The following is a 20,110-nucleotide window of genomic DNA, read 5'->3' on the forward strand; positions in this document are numbered from 1 at the left end:
GTCTAGCCCTTCGGGCACGCTTCCGCCCCTAGGTTGCAGTTCCTACGTACTGATATTTAATCAATTTTTAGGTGTAAAGGCGTAACTTCGGTTAAACCTTTTCCCTTTAACCTTTAATCTTCATTGCGTAATATCTTTATTATCGACACTTACTTCGATTTTTTGGTTAAGTAAGTTAATTAGTAAAATGCTACGCATGTCGCCGTCGGGCTCTTTGTATATTGCTGCAACGTTATTAAATGTATTGTTATGTACGCTTACTGTGTCGCCTGCTTTTGGTATTGTTGATTCGGCAGAGCTTGTGCGTTCGTATTTAAGCTGCTCTATTAGAGCTTCTGGTACTATTTGGTAACGGGTGCCATAAGATACAAAGCCATTTATGCCGCGCGTATTTTTTACAGCAGAAAAGTTACCATTTTGAGACTCTAAGCAAATAAATAAGTAGTTTGGAAATAGAGCAGACTGTTTAACAGTTCGCCTGCCTTTGATGAGTTTTTCAGTGGTTAATTTTGGATAAAAAACTTCAATGCCTTGATTTAGTAAGTTGGTGGCTGCTCGCTCTTCTTGGCGAGGTTTACATGTAACTAAATACCAACTTTTCATAGCAATCCTTACTACATACACAATTGCAACAAACACAACATTATTTTTAACAGCAATTAATTATAAACAATTTAAGTTTCTTAAGTAAATAGCCGTTTAAGGTAAATACGCACTTACTTTGTTAACAGCAGCCATTATATTTGTTGTTAATGTTGCTGTTTATATAATCTAAACCAAACTTAAAATACGCGGTTAAACTTATTGTCTAAACGCGGCATAAAGCTTAAGTGCGCCAGCAAGCAAAGCGCCTACAACGCTACCCTATTTATAAATTAACCGCTTAAAACGCTATTACACAAGGAGAAGCAAAAGAGGAGTAAATGAGAAAACATATAAGTAGCAGCGAGCTTACCTCGCGTTTGGATTTATTGTTTCAACGAGACATAAAGCCTAAGTGAGCCCGCAAGCAATGCGCCTGCAATAACAATACACCTAAGTTTTGCTTAAATTACTGTTTAGCCCTACTTTTAACTTTACTCTTAAAAAACTAAATACGGATACCTATGCAAATACTTCACCACGGAGCGGTAAATGGTGTAACAGGCTCGTGCCACGAGCTCGTTATTAATAGCCAAACCAGCATACTAATAGACTGCGGGCTTTTTCAGGGGGAAGACGCAAAAGATGATTTATCAATAGAGTTTAATGTTACGCACATTACTGCGCTTATTGTTACGCATTGCCATATTGACCACGTGGGGCGTATTCCGTATTTGCTTGCAGCAGGTTTTAAAGGCCCTATTTTTACTACGCCTGCCTCGGCTTGTTTGCTGCCACTGGTGATTGAAGATGCGTTAAAGGTGGGCGTTACCCGCGATACTAAAATTATAAATGCGTGCTTAAGTTTGTTAAACAAGCGCATTTTTACCGTTAATTTTAATACTTGGTTTATGCTACCTTGCACCAACGAGCAAATAGCTAAGGCGCGATTTCAGCGTGCTGGGCATATATTAGGCTCAGCCTATGTTGAAATAGACATTAGCAATAATAATAAAGGTAAACATAGGGTCGTATTTTCGGGCGATTTAGGCGCCCCCTACACGCCTCTATTACCTGCTCCAAAACCGCCTTATAAGGCCGATACATTAGTTATAGAGTCAACCTACGGCGATAAAAACCACCAAGGCCGTAAAGAGCGCACCCAAACACTAAAAAATGTAATTGAACGCGCAGTCGCAGATAACGGTGTGGTGTTAGTGCCGGCATTTAGTATTGGCCGCACACAAGAGCTACTTTACGAGCTAGAACAGCTAATACATCAATCACCTAACGGATCGCCTTGGCGAAGTATGCATGTGATTTTAGACTCTCCCATGGCTGCCAATTTTACCGAGCAATATATTAAATTTAAACATTTATGGGATGCAGAGGCTAAACGTAAAGTAGCCAAAGGCCGCCATCCGCTGAATTTTGAAAACCTAACCACGGTTGATACCCATAGTGAGCATATCGCCATTATTAATTATTTAGCGTCGCGCCAAACACCCGCCATTATTTTAGCTGCCAGCGGTATGTGCAGTGGTGGGCGAATAGTAAATTACCTAGAACGCTTTTTAGATGACAAAACAACCGACGTATTGTTTGTTGGCTACCAAGGCTGTGGCACTTTGGGCCGCGATATACAAAAATATGGCACCCGCAATGGCTATGTTTTTATAAACGATACGCGCATTACAATTAACGCACAGGTGCATACCATTAGCGGCTACAGCGCCCATGCCGATCAAAACGGATTAGTTAAATTTGTAACCGGTATGCGTAAAAAGCCAAGCCATATAAAAATTGTGCACGGCGATAATGAGGCAAAGCGCGCATTAGCAAGTAAGTATAAAGAGGTATTGGGCAGCGAGGTGATAATTGAGATAGGTAAGTAAAAATCTTAATTTAAAGGGCATTTAGCGATAATAAGCTATTACTATAAATAGTGGAGAATTAAACACTTGATTTGGGCGACTTCGGCTTAGAAAAAGGCATTAAATGTAATTAAATACTTTTGATAATGGCGTTGTGGAATAGTTGATATTAGGCTAACGGTAAAAAACGTTTGCGCATTTGTTTATAGTTAACCTAACTGTTGTAACAAAAAAAGCTTGCTAAGACTTCATTTCGTATATTTTATTTTTAATAAAGCTTTTACTTTCAAAAATTTCATTTTTAAAAAAGAAAAATAAACTCACTAATATCAGACACCAATATAGCGTAAAATAGTTTTGTAAACTGTTAGCATACAATGCATGTATAACAGAGCCTTGCACCAGTAGGGTTGTATAAATATACATGCCTAACCTAGGGATTGCTTTCCAAAAATAGATAGAAAACTCAGTTCTTAATATAAAAAATACCCAAAAAGAAAAGCACGTACTTATAGCTGCACCTATTGCACCATGCTTAGGAATTAGCCATACGTTTCCTAACAGGTTAACTCCAAAAGCAATTACAGATGCAAGCATTGAAAACCCCGTACGCCGAGTAATACCCAAACCTACAACGCTTGTTTCAGATAGGGTATAAAGTAATGGGTACCCTAAACACGGAACTAAAATCCACTGAACGGCCTTGTAACTATCAGGAAGTATAAACGTCACTACAGCTGAAAGTATCCCAGCCAAACAAAATAAAATAATTACTACCAATAATACATATCGGTTTACTTTGAATATTTTATCAAGGTTTTCGTTAGCTGCAGCCCATTTATACACAACGGGAACCCAAACAGTTGAGAAAACACTTTGAATAATGGTTGCAGCGGCGGCAAAACTAACAGCTACAGAGTAAAGCCCCAATTGTTCGTAATTTGAGAGCTCTTTTAATAATATTTTATCTGATGCGGTTAGCCCCCAAAACGCTAAACTGCCAAAAATTAGCGGCATACCAAAGCTTAACAGGCCTTTTAATTGGCTAGGGTCTAGCTTTTCCTTAATTCCTGCAATCCACTCCTTTCTTGTATTCCACGCGTATATAAAAAAAACGAGTAATACAGCTGCAACATTGGCTATTACGAGGTTGGTAATATTTTTATTAATCGAAAATAAAACATAACCTAAGATAATAATGATTAAAAGTAGCTTGGGAAGTAGCTGACTCATTGAGTAGGCAAAGCCTTGTTCATTCATTCGCAAAATTAAAGATAAAAACCTAGACATAAAAGCACATAAAACAGCTAAAGCTACTAACAAGCTAAGTAATCGACTATCAACCTCAAATAACCACAACGAAATTGCATTATCGAAGCTAAGTAGTACACATAAGCTAAAAATTAATAAGGTTAAGCCAGGAAAAAATGATGCTTTTAATAGGCCTGGCTTATTACTAACTTCGTGAAATTCACGTACATACGCTTGGTCAAGCCCTAAACTAAAAAGCAGTGTGCAAAAACCAATCACTACATTAAGCATAGCTATACGGCCAATATCTTCCTGAGAAAAAAACCAAGTGATAATTGGCAAACTAACAAAACCTAAGAGAGCACCGCCCACTGGGCCCAATGCAAAAGACAGGATTTTTTTGGGGGTCATATTTTTTTACGTTCCATCATGTGAGTAAACCCCAATAGAGTATTATTTAAAAAACAATGACTATTAAAGATTTTGAAATAGTTACTTATCAAATAATTGGGTAAGTTGATTTTTATAGTTCTCTAAAGAGAAGTAATTTTTTATTATTTCAATATTTTTATATGATTTGTAGCAATCTAAATTACTGAGCTTTTCTATATCGCCAACATGAACACCTTTCTCTGCAAAAAAATGCCATTGCGTGGTTTCACTTCGCAAGTAAACCGTTTTGCCAAGACCTAATAAAGTTATTGTATTGCCCATGGCTTGCTGGCGTTTATGATTAAAAAAGGCAATATCAATTGAGCTTAGAAATAACAAATAATCATCATATGGCATAAAATCGGTAAGAGGTTGAAACTTTTCACCAAACCATTCTTTACCTTGCTTTATTACTTGCTGCGCATATTCTTGACGTCCATACGACAAAGGTACATAGATACATATATCTTGGTGTTTAAATGGTAATAACTTTTCCAACGCCTCTATATGATTATTACTCGGGTCGGCTGAGTTGCCTACTTGAATATTTACCCTCACCTTATCAACTTTGGGAAGTTTATATTGTTTGTATAGGTTACTCGTGTACATTAAGCACTCATGGTAAGTTCCTTTGGATCCATACCAGTCTTTTGCAAGGGCTACATCTCCTTCTAAATATGTAACTAAATGCCCGAGCCGACTTATTACCCTGTATCTTAAAAACTCATTTATTTTTTCTTTGAGAGTGACACGCTTTAATTGATAGGCATATAAGTCTGCTCCCCATATCATCCAATAACACTTTTTAAGCAACCAAGGCATAACACTCAGTATTTGAACCATTTTTATATCCATTAAACTATGTAATATAATTTTATCAGCTCGGTGCATTTTTATTATTAACTGAATATGGTGCTTTACCTTTGATACAGATGAGCTCCCCGACAAACAGATATTCTTAGTATATTCAAGCTCATCATTAGCCATGCCATTTTTAATTAAAAACTCATGTTCATCGCTATTAAAATTTTTATTTATAAATCTTATGTATGGAGGAATAAATTTATCACACTCTGATACATGTAATATTTTTTTAGTCGTCACTAAAGAACCCTTTAACCGCATTAACAACATGTTCTTGATCAATGTGGGGCATAGCGAAATACATTGGCAAGCGAACTAACTTTGAACTCTCATGAGTAGTGTAAATATCATTACCCAAAAACTCCCCTAAAACTAATCCAGCAGGACTTGAGTGTAGCGGCACATAGTGGAATGGCGTTGTAATACATTCCTTTTTCATGTAATTTATAAAATCAGTTCGTTCTTCATTAGAGTCTAATTTTATATAAAACATATGCGCGTTATGCTTTATGTTATTAGGAATATAAGGCAGTTTATCTGAGTTTATAACTTGGCTAAGTTCGCTAAAATAATAATCCCAAATTGATAGTCGATAATTATTTATAGCCTCTGCATTTTCAAGTTGTGCGAATAAGTATGCCGCCTGCAACTCACTTGGTAAAAAGCTCGAACCTATATCTTGCCAAGTATATTTATCTACTAAGCCGTGCAAAAACTGACTACGATTTGTTCCTTTCTCGCGAATAATTTCTGCTCTTTCAACTAACTCTGGTGTATTAATTAAAATTGCTCCACCTTCACCACCTGAAGAGTAGTTTTTAGTTTCATGAAAACTAAAACAACCTATGTGCCCAATAGCACCTAATGCCTTATTTTTATATGTAGACATTACGCCTTGAGCTGCATCTTCTATTACCCAAAGTTTATATTTTTTTGCGATTGTTAATATTGTATCCATTTCACACGCTACCCCAGCATAATGAACCGGTACTATAGCGCGTGTGTTTGGGGTTATGGCGGCTTCAATTAATGACTCATCCATATTCATGGTATCTGGACGTACATCAATGAAAACTATTTTCGCGCCTCGTAATGCAAATGCATTAGCGGTCGATACAAAAGTATATGAAGGCATGATGACTTCGTCACCCGCTTTTATATCTATTAGGATAGCTGCAAGCTCAAGAGCTGCAGTACACGACGGCGTTAGCAGTGCCTTTGTGGTATTAAAGTTACTTTCTATCCATGCTTCACATTTTTTTGAAAAGTGCCCATCACCACATAACTTATCAGAGTTAATAGCTTGCTCTATGTATTTTAACTCACTGCCTGTTTTAGGAGGCACATTGAAAGGAATCATCTTTAAACCTGTTTGTAGAACCAATACGAAATATCAGCTATAGCAAAACCATTTTTGCTATATAAATTTGCAGCCGAAATATTACTTGTTTGTGTTGAAACCTTGATCACATTAGCCTTTTTAGCAATGCAATAGCTTTCAACAAGCGCGAGTAACTTTTTGCCTAAGCCCTGACCTTGATAGGGTAAAGCAACACCAATCAGCCCTATTGTTGCCTCTTCCTCTTGGATCCTGACTGTGACAAAACCAGATATGGCATCATCATTTTTGATTATTAGGCAACAATCATCAAACTTTGATAGGACGGCATTTTCAACCCATTTTTGGTAAAAGCTGTCTCGCTCTTGCGCCGAAAACCAAGGCTCTCGAAAACGGCTCTTAATATACAGGTTACTAACTATATATTTCAGCTCTTCAATAGAGTCGTGATTAGCTATATGAGCCTCAAAGCTTGTAAAAGCTTTTGAGGTTTCCTTGATATTTTTTTTAAAGACTAATTCGCCTTCAACAAAACTAAAGCAATGTTCATTAATAATATTTAAGCTTAAGTAATCTGTTGAACTAACTTTTGTAGTTATAAGTGAGTTTATAGGCCAGTCATTACTTTTTATTTCTGGGGTAAGTAATTTTAACGCAAATATTTTACGCTCGAAAAACTGACTGTCCCATTCTCTTTGAGAAAAATAGTTGTTCATTACTTTGATATTAAATCCATTAAATACTTACCATAGCTATTTTTCAGCATTGGAGCAGCCAACTCCTGCATTTTATGCTTTGTTAGCCAACCATTATTGAAACCAATCTCTTCTAAACACGCTATTTTGTAACCTTGACGTTTTTCTATTGTTTCAACAAACTGTGCTGCTTCTAATAAACTTTCATGAGTACCAGTATCTAACCACGCAAAACCACGGCCCAGTATTTCAACATTTAGCTTATTATTCTTTAGGTACATATCATTAAGACAAGTAATTTCTAACTCTCCTCGATGAGAAGGCTCAACTTGTTTTGCTAATTTAACTACAGAGTTATCATAAAAATACAATCCTGTTACAGCTAAATCAGATTTAGGATTAGCCGGTTTTTCTTCAATAGAAACTGCTTTTTGATTTTCATCGAACTCAACAACCCCAAAGCGCTCTGGATCTTTTACCTGGTAACCAAAAACTGTTGCACCTTGGCCCGTTTTAGCATTCTCAACAGCGTGCTTTAGCTTAGGACTAAACCCTTGACCATAAAAAATGTTATCCCCAAGAACTAAACACACGTCATCGTTTCCAATAAAACCTTCACCTAGAATAAATGCTTGTGCTAATCCATCGGGGCTAGGTTGAATTTCATAACTAAGCTCAATACCAAATTGAGAACCATCACCGAGTAAACGCTTGAATGAATCACTATCCTCAGGGGTCGTAATAATTAATATTTCACGTATCCCCGCTAACATTAAAACTGATAACGGATAATAGATCATTGGCTTATCGTAAATTGGTAACAGCTGCTTTGATACACCCATTGTAATTGGGTATAAACGCGTGCCTGAGCCACCGGCTAAAATTATTCCTTTCATTAAATTGCTCCTTTTATAATTTGCCAAGCCGTTCACGCTGATAAGAGCCATCCTGAACGTTTTTGCACCACTGTTGATTAGACAAATACCATTCAATTGTTCTACGGAGCCCTGTTTCAAATGTTTCTACAGGCTCCCAATTAAGCTCTTTACTCATTTTTGACGAGTCTATAGCGTAGCGTCTATCATGCCCAGGGCGGTCTGTTACATAGGTAATTTGGTCAGCATATTTAGTCGCTTTGGGAACTAGAGTATCTAAAATACTACAAATAGTTTGTACAACTTCGATATTTTGTTTTTCATTATGGCCACCTATATTGTAGGTTTCCCCAACAGTACCCTCTGTTACTACTTTATATAAAGCACGAGCATGGTCTTCTACGTATAACCAATCACGTATTTGGTCGCCTTTACCATAAATAGGCAAATCTTTACCTTCTAGGGCATTAAGTATCACTAGAGGAATTAATTTCTCAGGAAAATGGTAAGGACCATAATTATTCGAGCAATTTGTTACGATAGTAGGTAATCCATATGTTCGCAACCAAGCTCGTACTAAATGATCACTCGATGCTTTACTTGCAGAATAAGGACTACTTGGTGCGTAAGAAGTTTCCTCAGTGAATAATGGGAGTTCACCTTCTTGTTCGTCTGGATGTTGAAGGTCGCCGTAGACTTCATCAGTTGAGATATGATGAAACCTAAACGATTTTTTATCATTGCCGGTTAATGTATTCCAGTATTCGCGAACCGCTTCTAATAGATTATAAGTGCCTACAATATTAGTTTGTATAAATTCGGCCGGCCCTGTAATTGAACGATCAACGTGGCTCTCAGCAGCCAAATGCATTACTGCATCTGGCTTATGTGTTTTGAAAACCCGATCGAGTTCAGTACGATTACATATATCAACTCGTTCAAATACGTAGCGTTCATCATTAGCAACCGAATTTAATGATTCTAAATTACCAGCATAAGTTAACTTATCGAGATTAATGACTGAATCATTAGTGTTTTCTATAATGTGCCGAATTACAGCAGAGCCAATAAAGCCCGCACCGCCAGTTATAAGTATTTTCACTACACACCCTAATATATTTGATAAAGCTAGGCATATTAACTATCTAATAATACCTAACTTAAAGTTTTCATTTGTATTCATTAAATTAACTAATTAAGACTTGCTAGCAATTTAGTAAGCGCTGCAAGGATAAATAATAAAGCTCTATAACATCTTCTAAATCTAAGTGGCTGACTAAGCTTTTTAATTGCTCTGTATTTCCACACATATCATCAAGCGAATCTATAGCATTTACCAAGCTATCTATATCACCCACAGGGTAGATACTACAGTTTGGGTAAGGCCTGCGTAATACATCATCTTCGTAACTGACTCTTAGAAGTTCTGCAGGGCCTGTTTTACAATTAGTAGTAATAATAGGAACACCTAATGCTAAAGACTCGACTAAACAATTAGGAAAACCTTCAGTTTCTGATGCTAATAGCATGGCTTCTGAATTTATAATATACGGATACGGATTACTTGAATGCCCAACAAAAAACACTCTATCTTCTATGTCTAATTTTTTAGCTAATGCTATTAAATCTTCACGAGTGTCGCCATCTCCAACTATTACTAAATTCTTTTTTTTATTGCAGGCTTGTAAAGCCATAAATATATCTTTTATTCTTTTTGATTCAACTAGGCGCCCTACTGAAATCAAAAAATTTTGAAATGGGACTGGGCTAACATCTTTAGAAGACAGGTCTTGATAATCCTTTAAATCATGTGGATTGTATATTTTTTCAATGTCATCTCTATATAAAAATACCCTTGCTTGTCTCTGCATTTCTTCAGATATACACACAATACTATTCGCTTTTTTATAGGCTAAGCGAATGATGTACGCATTTCTACTATGCTGAAACCTTTCAAAGCTACTGTGACAAACTAGCTGAGATTTATACCCCATAAAAATAGATAAAAAAGAATTAATAATATTTGGATACAACAAATGAGATTGAACAACATCAGGTTTAAATTTTAATACAAGATAAATAAACTTGAAAAAACCTGAAACCTTCCAAAACTTGTCTGCTGAACTTTCTTTTAAATACAAGCACTTGGTTTCACAACTGCTATGCTTAGTGAAACCATCAACGAGACTATTAAAAACTTTTTCGGCACCTCCGCCAGAGCTGGAATTAGTTAGAAGCAGTAGTTTCATCAATGCGGCCTGTTTTGTAACTTTGTAAATATTCTGAACACATTCGATCTAAACTAAAATCTTTTAATAACTTCTTATATTGCGCTTGAATAATTTCCTCTCTTAAAGCTTGAGATTCAATTAAGTTACTAAATGTTTTTTGCATCTCTTTATCATTATTAAATAAAATATATTTAGATACTGTAGGATCAAGAATCAAACTATGCGCTGGAATATTTGATAATAAAATAGGTAGTTTAGCAGCCATTCCTTCTAGCACAGAAATTGGCAACCCTTCTTCTCTAGATAACGATAAAAAGACATCTGACGATACTAGTAGCTCATTTATATTTTCAACTTTGCCTAAAAATTCGATGACAGTATTATCACCGGCTAAACTTGAGACTTCGCCCTTGAATTGTTCACTTTCTATACCGCCTGCAATTGAGAAGGTGAACTGATAATCAGGGTATGATTTATTAAGGTATTGGATGAGAGAACTTAAACGATCATAACCTTTTCTGTATTTAACGTTCCCTACTAAAACTACTTTTATATTTTTAGTTAATAGAGATTTTTCTTTTACTTTAAAGTTAGAAATATCTACTGAGTTTTCAATAACTTTAAACTTGCTTCCAAACGCCTGTGTAAACCTATCAATATCTTGCTTCGAAACACCAACAATCACATCAGCGGCTTTATTAATAAAAAATTTATGTACTCTACCAATAAGTCGGTTTAAAAAACCATTCCCATAATAAAAGTCATATGAATTTCTTAAACTTACAACGTAAATAAAATCTTTTTTTATAAGGCCAATAAGAATTAAAAAAGAAAAAATTAAATCTGCACCTTTTAACTGACTTTGGATCGCATCAAAATTTTGACCTTTTAAGTATTTTGGTATCGCAAATATAGACTTTAACGCACCAACAAGTGGAGAATTAGCATCTGTTATTTGAGTCACTTCCCTACCATTCCAAAAATTCTTTTGAACATTATTATGGTTCCACAAAAGGGCGACCTTACCTTGAACAAACTTTCGGTCGACCATTCTACGGATTGATGCTTCAGCACCACCAACTCCATTTGAATTTAATAAATAAAGAACTTTCATACATTCCTTAAAATGAATTAGTTAAACTTTGCAAAAAAGTTTTTTAATGAAAAGACTAAACTTCCTAAAAAGGAATGTTTAAGAAAAAAATAAACAGCTCTTTTCGATTGTGAACTAGACAAAAGAGCAACCACTAACCAAAGGGGGATTTTTTGCCCTCTATTCACAAGATCATTGAGCAACCAGAATGTTACTTTGTCTTTAAGATACTCAGCATGTTTACTTAAAAACTGTATAGCACCTGTTGCAGTTTTAGTGCCCGTTGTAATTCTTTCTCTACTTGGATCTACATTTACTTTATATAGTTTCTTTCCCAGTTTTAAAAAAGGCTTATTTTGAGCCAAAACAACGCGAAACCAACAGTCATAGTCCTGCCATGCAACCATTTTTTCATCAAAAGTATTATTTTTTAAAGTATCTAGTTTTGTAAACACTTGGTTTCCAACGTAATTTTTTTCAACGAGATCAAAGTGGGTATACTCAGTTTTGTTTAAATCAAACCTGTTTGAGTGGACCCCAAAGATAGAATAATCAGCACAAAGTAATGCATATCTATCATTCCAAGCCGCCAGATAACTTTGAATGCAATCGGGTTCCATTATGTCATCATCGTCTAGCCCAGTTATAAAGTCCCCTGAGGCCATATCAATAGCACGATTCCTTGCATTACATGCCCCTTTAGGTTGCTCATTAACTAAGAATTTCAACCTATAATCTTTATTTGCAATGTCTTGTAAAAGAGAAATAGAGTCTTCACACTTTCCATCTAAGGCAACTATCACTTCAATATTAGTATGCGTTTGAGTAAGAACCGAATTAAGTGATCTATTAAGGTCACTAGGACGATAGTGGGAAGGAATATATACACTTACTAATTGTTCTTGATTAGACACGTTTTTCACCTAAGTTATATACAAATGGAACTACTAAAAAAAGTATCCAGTATGGGTACACCCACATTTCATTAGAAATTGAGAGAAAACAAAATATTATTATTAGGTATCTATTAGCTCTTTTTTTTGTATTAAATAACATATATGTAAAACCAGAAATAATAACCGTAAATAGCACTACCCCATGGTCTACTAATATAGCTAACCATCCATTATGAGGTTGTACGTAACGCATACTTAACTCGAGTAAGCTCCTTACCCCTGTTATCCCATACCCTAATACCGGTCTTTCGTAAAACCCATCTAGAGCTAATCGCCACATAACTAATCGCTGAGAAAATGTTGACAATTGTTCAAAAAGAGAAAAAGCAATTACAGCGCCGAAAAAAATGAAAGCAATGAAACCTATGTTAAAAATTACTTTAATTTTTAATTTAATAAACATTAACCTAACTAATAGGAAGGCACTGATTAATAAAACAGTCTTTGAGCCTGAGGCAAAAAGTGTGAGCAAACATACAAGTAGTAGAGCTCTGTTAATAATAGTTTTTTTTATATTAACAATAATATAAATGCTAAAAACCATTAGTAGTGAAGTATAGTTTGGATCATGTGCATAACCTGATGGCCTTACACCTAGTAAAGATAGTTTATCCTCAAATGCTTCACCGGAAGACCCTATCGATACAAACGGTAAATTGCCAGTTATAACTTGGTATAAGCAAGAAAGAGACAAAAAAAAGCTAGATAAAAGCACTGAATTTATTAATATTTTATCATTTAAATATTTTTTATTTAGCAAAAAATAAATAGCTATTAAAAAATTATATACATACAAAATAATTACATTTTTATATACGGTGGTATTCTTATCAAGAGCAGATAATTGCCAAGCGATTTGATCTTGAATCACTATTAATGCAAGCAATGATGTTAATAAAATAGCGCGAGTAGGTACTATCCAATCACCTAATTTTACTTTTACTAACACCGCAAGTATCAAGCTCGAAATAAAAAACGGGAAAACTAAAAACCGAATATCAAAACCAAGCGAAAATGTTCGGTTATAAATCGAGAAAATTAAAATACTTATAAATATTGCGCTTAGTGATCTATTTAAGCCAAATTTATTTTTTTTAACGGCTTCATGAAGCTGCATTTATTGATTTAACCTTTTACTCTGCTACCGGCCCATACCAAAAATTACAGTTTTAATTGTAAGCATAAGAATTTTTAAATCTAATATTGTAGAATGGTGTTTTATATAGTGAATGTCGTATTTATGCTTCCAGATAGCGTCTTCTACCGATGCGCCATATGGGTAACTAACCTGCGCTAAGCCAGTAACTCCAGGCTTTACTGCATGACGGAAACGGTAATATGGAATTTCTTTTTCAAGGTCTTTAATAAAAATTTCTCGCTCAGGTCTTGGACCAACTATTGACATACTCCCCTGAAGAACATTTATTAATTGAGGGATTTCATCTATACGTGTTTTACGTATAAAGTTACCTACCTTCGTTATCCTTGCATCATTTTTGCTGGCCCATTGAGCACCATTTTTTTCTGCATCGCTCCTCATAGATCTAAATTTATAAACTTTAAACTCTTTATTGTACTGACCTGTTCTTTTTTGTTTATATAAAATAGGCCCAGGGCTTTCTAGTTTAATCAGCAATGCTGCGATTAAAGAGAGTGGTAAAGTAACAACAAGTAAAAATATAGAACTTACTATATCTAAGACTCTCTTTGTTATTTGAGTTCTTTTATTCGATAAAATTGAAAATGCTTTTTGGTGTAGGAAGTAACTACTGTGCAACAAACGAACTTCTGTATATCTTAACCTAGCATCAAGGTAACTAACTAAAGGTTCTACCCATGCACCACTTTCAGTTGCCTTAACTAGAAAGTCGCGTTGCTTATCTGTTAACTGAGCACTTCTATAATGACATATAACTTTTTCAGTAAAATCGACTATTGAGAAGTCATTAATTACAAGCTCAAATGAATGAGTATTAATAATTTCTTCAATATTAGAAACACATTCAGCCGGACAAAATACATATATTTTATTTTGCTTTAATGCTTCTCTTTTTGATTTAAAACTTTTAGTAAACAATTAAAATTCCAATTAATCTAATATGCTAATAAATTCTCGGAAGTTAACTTAAAGACTTAACGGTAGCCTTTAAAATAACTAATTCCTTTAGTTCAGCTAAGCCTAATGTATACAGCTTAAGCTCGACTATCCTGTTTTATAAAATATCTTATCAATACATAAACACTACTAATAAGCAGACCCAATATAAAACCTAAAATACAAATAACGGCCCTGTTAGGTTTGAATTTTTTTTCCGGAACTATTGCTGGATCAATTGTTTTGAAAACATACTCATCACGTACGCTAGCGAACATAATAGTTTTAGTTTGTTCTTCAACTAACTTGTACAATACCGAGCGAATATCAGCAATCTTAGTTTCTTGTATTTGTTTAATTAAAAAGTCAGTACTTTTATTAGCTTCTAGTACGTCACGCTCTTTCATGGTTTGATTAATATCCTGTATTATCCAATTAACCCAGCGCTGTGCTACAAAAGGTGACACGTGCTCAATAGATATTACTACCATGCCGTTTTCTTTATTTACATTAACATTTAGAACCTTACTAAACTCTTTATAAGCTTCCTGCATTGAAGGCTCTGCTTTTAATGGCGGAGTAACTTTACGGACCCATTTATTCTCATTACTTAAGTAAAGTTCTTGGTTATAAACGACCCCATTATTTTCCTGATTCCACCCTTCAGCAGCCATAAGATCTGGTAAAATATTATACTTTTGGATAAAGTTATTAGTAAATTTTCGTGACTTTAGCACCTGTATAGCCATTTGGGTTTTATCAATACCGCCACTATTTAAGCTAACGCCAGCTAAGCTCGCTAAACCTCCAAATTGCCCAGCCAAGGCTCCTAACCCACCTTTCTGATCTTCTTCTGCAGGTGCCAAAAGTACCTCTGACTTATATATATTTGGCTGCTTTATTGCGTACAAAGTAAATGCTACTGAGAATATGATTGTTATTGTAATAATAACCCATTTACCTTGCCAAATAGCACTGAGTATTTCTCGAAGGCTTATTTCGTCATCTGCAACTTCGTGGGCAACTCTAGGCTCATTTACTGTTTTTGTATTGTTTAGGTTATTTTCCATCGAAATCCCATTAATTAAGCTATCAGCTATCAGCTATCAGCTATCAGCTACAAAAATTTGTACAACATGAATTATCATATCAGGTTATTTTTTAGGGTCATGAGTATTAGCCGCTCCTCATAACAAGTAACACCTGATATCCCGTCTAAAGGTTTATTTTGAACTTAGTACTATACCGAAGCGCTAGGAAGAGAACGTTTTACAAATAAAGCCATTCTCTTCCTGACGCCTCTATAAATATTAGATACCGCTTATAGCAGCTACCGCTACACCTAATTGATACATAATCTGTGTTGCAGTACTCCACAATGTTAGCTTATCCATATGGCTTGCATCCATTGGTATTACTATTGTATCGCCAGGCTCTAACTGCTCTGCATTATTAGCTGCAAACCAGCCACCTGTATTGGGAATTTTTACAGAGCCATTAGCTTTAATTATGTAAATACTATCCTCATCAGCGCGATCTTTAAGACCGCCGCTTAAATCGATATATTCATCAACACTTATACCGGCTTTATATAGGTGTGATGTTGAGTAATTAACTTCACCGATTACGCTGATTGAATCACGCTTGCTGGGTACATATAAAACATCGCCGTCTTGCAGGACTAAATTTTGCTTGTTTTCAACTATGAGTGGTAAGTCGATAACCAAACGCCCTACCGCTTCTACACTTGCTAAATCATTTAATAGCTTATTCATTTCATCATACGAAAGTGAATTACTACTTACTGAGTTTTGGAAGCTTTTTGAGGCTATGTCGCGGCGTAGCTCAGTTGATAAGCGGGCTAGTTGTTGCTGCTCTTGCTCTTTTATAGACGCACGAGTAAATATTGCTGCTTTTTGCTCTGCAAACTCAGAGAAGCCACCAGCGCGTTCAAGTAACTCTGTCAGTGTTTCGCCGCGGCGTATTGTGTAGGTACCAGGGAATCTAAGCTCACCTTTAAGTTCTACTTTTACGTTTTCTTGCCAATTGGGTATAGCGAATACGTTAATACTGTCTTTACTTTGTAGTGTAATATTACTTTGTGAATCACCAAGCATCGCGCTTGCTAGGTCTAAACGTAAGTGTTCTATTTTAGAGGCGTCGCTCGCTACAATACGTGTAATTTCGGCTTGTTTTACGTAAGCAGATTCTAGTAAGCCACCTGCAGCGGTGACCAAATCGCGTACTTCACCGCCCACCATTAGCGGGTAAACACCCGGGAATGTAACATTGCCGCTAATTTCTACTAGCTGAATAGCCTGTTCGACAGAAGCCTGTTGCTTAAATTTAGCAATAAGTGGCGCGAGTAAATTATGGCGGCTAAATAAAGCATAATCTTCTGGTTTTAATTCAAGTTCAGCTTCTTCTTTAGCTTTGCGCTTTGACATTTCAGCGAGTGTAAGGGCTTTATTTTCTTCAAAAATAAATTCCTCTTCTTCTTGATTTATACCAATATATTTTTCAAACTCTTTTTGCTGGTATGTATGCCACTGCTCAGCTTTTAGCTGCTGTTCTTGCTGCTCTTGGCTTAGAGCCATATTAGCAAGTGCCGATTTTTCAGCTTCTTTTTCTTCAAAGCGGCTGAATACAATAATTTTATCGTTTGCTTTTAACGTTAAGTTATTTTCTGGGTTTTTAATTATGGCTTGTGCTACATCAAACTGATGCGCTTCTATATCACCATTTATATTAATTTCGCGAATTACTAAGCCATAGCTTAAATCTGCTTGTGGAAGCAGGTCACCACGTACTGATTTTAAAACATCTGAAATACGCTTACCTTGATACCACTGATAATTACCTGGGCGCGCTACAGCACCAATTAGGCTTATAGAATTTTGATATTGTGAGCTTACAGAGTTAAAGTGTACGCGGTCGCCATCTTGCGGAATGTAGTTAATTTGTGGCTTAGTGAAATCTATTGACAGTACTTCTTTGCGATCAAAGTTGAAACGCTCTACCACAACATTTTTAGCATACGCACCTGCTTTTAAACCCCCTGCCATTGAGAGTAATTGATTGGCCGTCTCGCCTTTTTTAAGTTCAAATATTGCTGGGCGTTTAACTAAGCCATCTACAGTAACTTGTGCCCCTACAGGTGGCACAAAAACAACATCACCAGGCTTTAATACTATATCGTTACTGCTATCACCATTGATTAGTAAATCGTAAAGGTCGAAATTAGCTACTGTTTTACCAGCGCGCTTTACTTGTATATTACGCAGTGACGCAATTTCAGACACACCACCACTTACAAACAAAGCATGTGATACGGTTGTTAAAGACGACACGCTGTAGCTACCTGGTTTGTAGGCTTCACCTAGTACAAGAATACGCATGCTACGTAGTTGACCAAGTGATACAAAGGCTTTCACCCCTATCACTTCTTGTTCAACTTTTACTTTTATGAGTTCTTTTATTTCGGCAAACGTTAAGCCTGCTACCTCTACAGGGCTTAAATCGGGAATGCTAATGCGCCCTTCGCGGTCAACTGTTACATCAAAGCTGTCACTTTCTTTTCCATAAAAGTTAATTTTTAGTTGATCGCCTGGGCCTACTATATAAGTGTCCGGTACGGCAGCATTTTCGCTTGGCATAAACGTTGTAGGTTCACCAGCAAAAAGCTCGTAGCCATAAGGTTTTAATTCTTCTGTTTTGGGCTTAAAGCGCTCTTCGTCGGTTAAGTCTTCTTGTTCTTTTTCTTCGCGTTCACCGATAGTTGACTGCTGCTCGTTTGAGTTTTCATCATTTAATTGGTTAGCACCGGTGATGGTAGAAATATCAACACCGTATTGCTTAGCTAGGGCTTCTTGCTGAGCTTTTGGCAATTTTTTAAATTGCTCGATTTGCGAGGCTGTTGGCGTAAAAGCCATGGTACTAAAACTACAAAGTAGAATAAAAGCACTAAAAAATTGTATAAAAACTTTCACGAGTAGGTATATCCCTAGGTCTACAACCAAAATTGGTGGCTATAATACATTAAATCTAAACAAATAAAAAAGGGACTTTCGTCCCTTTTGTCACTTAACTGTCATTAAATACATTTGTTTGGTTAAAAACTATATACTAACGTTAATGACGTCTCTGTATCTGTACTTTCTTCGTCATCAGCAACATCTGAGTTGTTGGTAACATTAAAAGCGACTTTCATTTGTAGCGAGCCATTTATTTTAGTTAGCAGCGCCGTCTCAGAACGCGTTTTGGTGTTTGAATCACCGTACTCAACCGATACAAGTTGAGTAAAACGTGCGTTGTCTGAAATTTGCCAGTTATAGTCTAACTTACCTAAAGCAATTACTTCACTGTCGCTTTCACCCGCAAGTAGGTTACCATCGTCGTCAACTTGGGTGCTGTCATCTGAGTATTCAAAAAATTTGTAACCCGGACCAAACTCAGCACTTAACCACATATCTGGCTGGTCGATTAAACGTAAGCCGTAACCTGCAGAAATTACAGATTCAGTTCTATACGCGCCAAAATAATCTGAAACGTGTGAACCATAAATGAATAAATGAGAGTTTTCTTCATTTAACTTGTAATTACCTTGAGCAGACGCTGAGTACTTTTCGTTGGTGCGTTGCTTTTCTTTATCACCGTTGTCATCTTCAACTTCATCTTCTTTATAGATGCCGTCGATTTTGTACTCGTTGTTCCAGTTTTCTAGGTGATGTAATACCTTTAAACCGCCTTTTAACGTTGTAGTTTCAGTGTTACCGCTCGTGACGATAGCACCAAGCTCACTTGTTACTTCCCACGTTTTTTTCTCAGCGTCTTCTGCGAATGCGTTAGTTGCAGCAGAGGCTGCAACTAAAAGTGTTAAAAGCTTTAATTTCATTAAAAATAACCTATTTAGTACTTAGAATTAGTCTTGCTTGTGTAAATGTACATCCATTTGCGGATATGGAATTGCAATATCTGCATCATCTAATGCAATTTTAATGTTCTCTAATAATGACCAGTAAGTAGGCCAGTAATCACCTGAGTTTACCCAAGGACGGACAATAAAGTTGACGCTTGAGTCTGCCAGTTCAGAAACTGCAACAGTGTAAGCAGGATCTTTAAGTAAACGAGACTCTGCGTCAAGTACTGACTGTAATACTTCTTTTGTTTTTCGTAAGTCGGCTTCGTAACTTACACCAATAACTAAATCGATACGGCGGGTAGACTCACGAGAGAAGTTAGTAATAGCGCCCGACATAATTTGTGAGTTTGGTACGATTATGACTTTGTTATCTGGAGTACGTAGTTCTGTAGAGAATATTTCGATTTTTTTAACTGTGCCCATTTTACCGCCGGCTTCAACAAACTCACCAGATTTAAATGGACGAAGCAATATAATAAGTACGCCTGATGCAAAGTTAGACAGCGAACCTTGAAGCGCTAAACCAACAGCTAAACCAGCAGCACCTAAAATAGCAATGAACGACGTAGTTTCGATGCCTATTTGCGAAAGCGCCATTAAAATAGTCGCAGCAAATACAATAGCGTAAACTATACTCGATACAAACGAGCCTACCGCTTTATCTACTTTCTTTTTATCGAACGCTTTTTCTGTTAAGCCAGCACAAAACTTAGCAATGCGGCTACCAAGTAAAAAGATAACTAACGCTATAACAGCTTGAATGCCGTAGTGTAAAATTAAACCTGAGTTTTCGTTTAGCCAGGTAAGTATTGAATCCATAGTAACTCCAAATAGTTTTTATTAAGCAATTTCCCGCACGTAATTATACATTAATTTACATTTTATTCTCATTAAATAGTAAA

17 protein-coding genes are annotated in these 20,110 nt (G+C 36.1%); 1 reads left to right on the top strand and 16 read right to left on the bottom strand.

From position 1 onward, the window contains the following. Positions 1-120: 120 nt before the first annotated feature. Positions 121-603: a transcription/translation regulatory transformer protein RfaH gene (rfaH, locus tag CWC16_RS11075; RefSeq protein WP_138541589.1), complete on the bottom strand. Its 483-nt coding sequence runs from the start codon at positions 601-603 to the stop codon at positions 121-123. A gap of 503 nt (positions 604-1,106) precedes the next feature. Between rfaH and CWC16_RS11080 the strand changes: the two genes are divergently transcribed. Then, positions 1,107-2,477: an MBL fold metallo-hydrolase RNA specificity domain-containing protein gene (locus CWC16_RS11080; RefSeq protein ID WP_138541590.1), complete on the top strand. Its 1,371-nt coding sequence runs from the start codon at positions 1,107-1,109 to the stop codon at positions 2,475-2,477. Between the two features lie 219 nt (positions 2,478-2,696). Here CWC16_RS11080 and CWC16_RS11085 read toward each other — a convergent pair whose 3' ends face one another. From CWC16_RS11085 to CWC16_RS11155, 15 genes are all read right to left on the bottom strand, one after another. Further along, positions 2,697-4,118 (bottom strand): lipopolysaccharide biosynthesis protein, encoded by a 1,422-nt coding sequence (locus CWC16_RS11085; RefSeq protein ID WP_138541591.1) that lies wholly within the window; start codon positions 4,116-4,118, stop codon positions 2,697-2,699. Between the two features lie 81 nt (positions 4,119-4,199). Further along, on the bottom strand, positions 4,200-5,243 hold the full coding sequence (locus CWC16_RS11090) for a TDP-N-acetylfucosamine:lipid II N-acetylfucosaminyltransferase family protein (RefSeq protein WP_171037647.1): 1,044 nt from the start codon (positions 5,241-5,243) through the stop codon (positions 4,200-4,202). After that, complete coding sequence (gene rffA / locus CWC16_RS11095; RefSeq protein WP_138541593.1) at positions 5,233-6,363, bottom strand: dTDP-4-amino-4,6-dideoxygalactose transaminase; 1,131 nt, start codon at positions 6,361-6,363, stop codon at positions 5,233-5,235. Before rffA ends, CWC16_RS11090 begins: the two co-directional genes overlap by 11 nt. A gap of 2 nt (positions 6,364-6,365) precedes the next feature. Further along, positions 6,366-7,058, bottom strand: coding sequence for a GNAT family N-acetyltransferase (locus CWC16_RS11100; protein ID WP_138541594.1), 693 nt, complete (start codon positions 7,056-7,058; stop codon positions 6,366-6,368). Beyond that, positions 7,058-7,933 carry a glucose-1-phosphate thymidylyltransferase RfbA gene (rfbA, locus tag CWC16_RS11105; RefSeq protein WP_138541595.1) on the bottom strand — a complete coding sequence of 292 codons (876 nt, stop codon included), beginning with the start codon at positions 7,931-7,933 and terminating at the stop codon, positions 7,058-7,060. The genes CWC16_RS11100 and rfbA overlap by 1 nt, the downstream gene beginning before the upstream one ends. Positions 7,934-7,946: 13 nt before the next feature. After that, positions 7,947-9,014: a dTDP-glucose 4,6-dehydratase gene (gene rfbB / locus CWC16_RS11110; RefSeq protein WP_138541596.1), complete on the bottom strand. Its 1,068-nt coding sequence runs from the start codon at positions 9,012-9,014 to the stop codon at positions 7,947-7,949. 103 nt (positions 9,015-9,117) lie between these two features. After that, on the bottom strand, positions 9,118-10,161 hold the full coding sequence (locus CWC16_RS11115; RefSeq protein WP_138541597.1) for a glycosyltransferase: 1,044 nt from the start codon (positions 10,159-10,161) through the stop codon (positions 9,118-9,120). After that, positions 10,139-11,257 carry a glycosyltransferase family 4 protein gene (locus CWC16_RS11120; RefSeq protein ID WP_138541598.1) on the bottom strand — a complete coding sequence of 373 codons (1,119 nt, stop codon included), beginning with the start codon at positions 11,255-11,257 and terminating at the stop codon, positions 10,139-10,141. Before CWC16_RS11120 ends, CWC16_RS11115 begins: the two co-directional genes overlap by 23 nt. Before the next feature lie 17 nt (positions 11,258-11,274). Continuing rightward, positions 11,275-12,150: a glycosyltransferase gene (locus tag CWC16_RS11125; RefSeq protein WP_171037648.1), complete on the bottom strand. Its 876-nt coding sequence runs from the start codon at positions 12,148-12,150 to the stop codon at positions 11,275-11,277. Further along, complete coding sequence (locus CWC16_RS11130) at positions 12,143-13,309, bottom strand: O-antigen ligase family protein (protein ID WP_138541600.1); 1,167 nt, start codon at positions 13,307-13,309, stop codon at positions 12,143-12,145. Before CWC16_RS11130 ends, CWC16_RS11125 begins: the two co-directional genes overlap by 8 nt. Positions 13,310-13,333: 24 nt before the next feature. After that, complete coding sequence (locus CWC16_RS11135) at positions 13,334-14,269, bottom strand: exopolysaccharide biosynthesis polyprenyl glycosylphosphotransferase (protein ID WP_138541601.1); 936 nt, start codon at positions 14,267-14,269, stop codon at positions 13,334-13,336. A 116-nt stretch (positions 14,270-14,385) separates the two neighbouring features. Then, the gene (locus tag CWC16_RS11140) at positions 14,386-15,357 is read right to left on the bottom strand and encodes a Wzz/FepE/Etk N-terminal domain-containing protein (protein WP_138541602.1); all 972 of its coding nucleotides are present in this window, start codon (positions 15,355-15,357) and stop codon (positions 14,386-14,388) included. Between the two features lie 240 nt (positions 15,358-15,597). Further along, entirely contained in the window at positions 15,598-18,276 is a 2,679-nt protein-coding gene (locus CWC16_RS11145) for an SLBB domain-containing protein (protein ID WP_138541603.1), read from the bottom strand. A gap of 122 nt (positions 18,277-18,398) precedes the next feature. Continuing rightward, the gene (locus CWC16_RS11150) at positions 18,399-19,181 is read right to left on the bottom strand and encodes a DUF481 domain-containing protein (RefSeq protein ID WP_138541604.1); all 783 of its coding nucleotides are present in this window, start codon (positions 19,179-19,181) and stop codon (positions 18,399-18,401) included. Positions 19,182-19,208: 27 nt separating this feature from the next. After that, positions 19,209-20,027: a mechanosensitive ion channel family protein gene (locus CWC16_RS11155; protein WP_055016622.1), complete on the bottom strand. Its 819-nt coding sequence runs from the start codon at positions 20,025-20,027 to the stop codon at positions 19,209-19,211. Positions 20,028-20,110: the final 83 nt, after the last annotated feature.

Source organism: Pseudoalteromonas sp. S3776 (assembly GCF_005886915.1).
In the GTDB taxonomy this organism is placed as follows: Bacteria; Pseudomonadota; Gammaproteobacteria; order Enterobacterales; family Alteromonadaceae; genus Pseudoalteromonas.

What these genes read in the sequence shown, in the direction of transcription:
- rfaH (WP_138541589.1), bottom strand. Translation starts at nt 603, where the DNA reads ATGAAAAGTTGGTATTTAGTTACATGTAAACCTCGCCAAGAAGAGCGA.
- CWC16_RS11080 (WP_138541590.1), top strand. Translation starts at nt 1,107, where the DNA reads ATGCAAATACTTCACCACGGAGCGGTAAATGGTGTAACAGGCTCGTGC.
- CWC16_RS11085 (WP_138541591.1), bottom strand. Translation starts at nt 4,118, where the DNA reads ATGACCCCCAAAAAAATCCTGTCTTTTGCATTGGGCCCAGTGGGCGGT.
- rffA (WP_138541593.1), bottom strand. Translation starts at nt 6,363, where the DNA reads ATGATTCCTTTCAATGTGCCTCCTAAAACAGGCAGTGAGTTAAAATAC.
- CWC16_RS11100 (WP_138541594.1), bottom strand. Translation starts at nt 7,058, where the DNA reads ATGAACAACTATTTTTCTCAAAGAGAATGGGACAGTCAGTTTTTCGAG.
- rfbA (WP_138541595.1), bottom strand. Translation starts at nt 7,933, where the DNA reads ATGAAAGGAATAATTTTAGCCGGTGGCTCAGGCACGCGTTTATACCCA.
- CWC16_RS11115 (WP_138541597.1), bottom strand. Translation starts at nt 10,161, where the DNA reads ATGAAACTACTGCTTCTAACTAATTCCAGCTCTGGCGGAGGTGCCGAA.
- CWC16_RS11120 (WP_138541598.1), bottom strand. Translation starts at nt 11,257, where the DNA reads ATGAAAGTTCTTTATTTATTAAATTCAAATGGAGTTGGTGGTGCTGAA.
- CWC16_RS11130 (WP_138541600.1), bottom strand. Translation starts at nt 13,309, where the DNA reads ATGCAGCTTCATGAAGCCGTTAAAAAAAATAAATTTGGCTTAAATAGA.
- CWC16_RS11140 (WP_138541602.1), bottom strand. Translation starts at nt 15,357, where the DNA reads ATGGAAAATAACCTAAACAATACAAAAACAGTAAATGAGCCTAGAGTT.
- CWC16_RS11150 (WP_138541604.1), bottom strand. Translation starts at nt 19,181, where the DNA reads ATGAAATTAAAGCTTTTAACACTTTTAGTTGCAGCCTCTGCTGCAACT.
- CWC16_RS11155 (WP_055016622.1), bottom strand. Translation starts at nt 20,027, where the DNA reads ATGGATTCAATACTTACCTGGCTAAACGAAAACTCAGGTTTAATTTTA.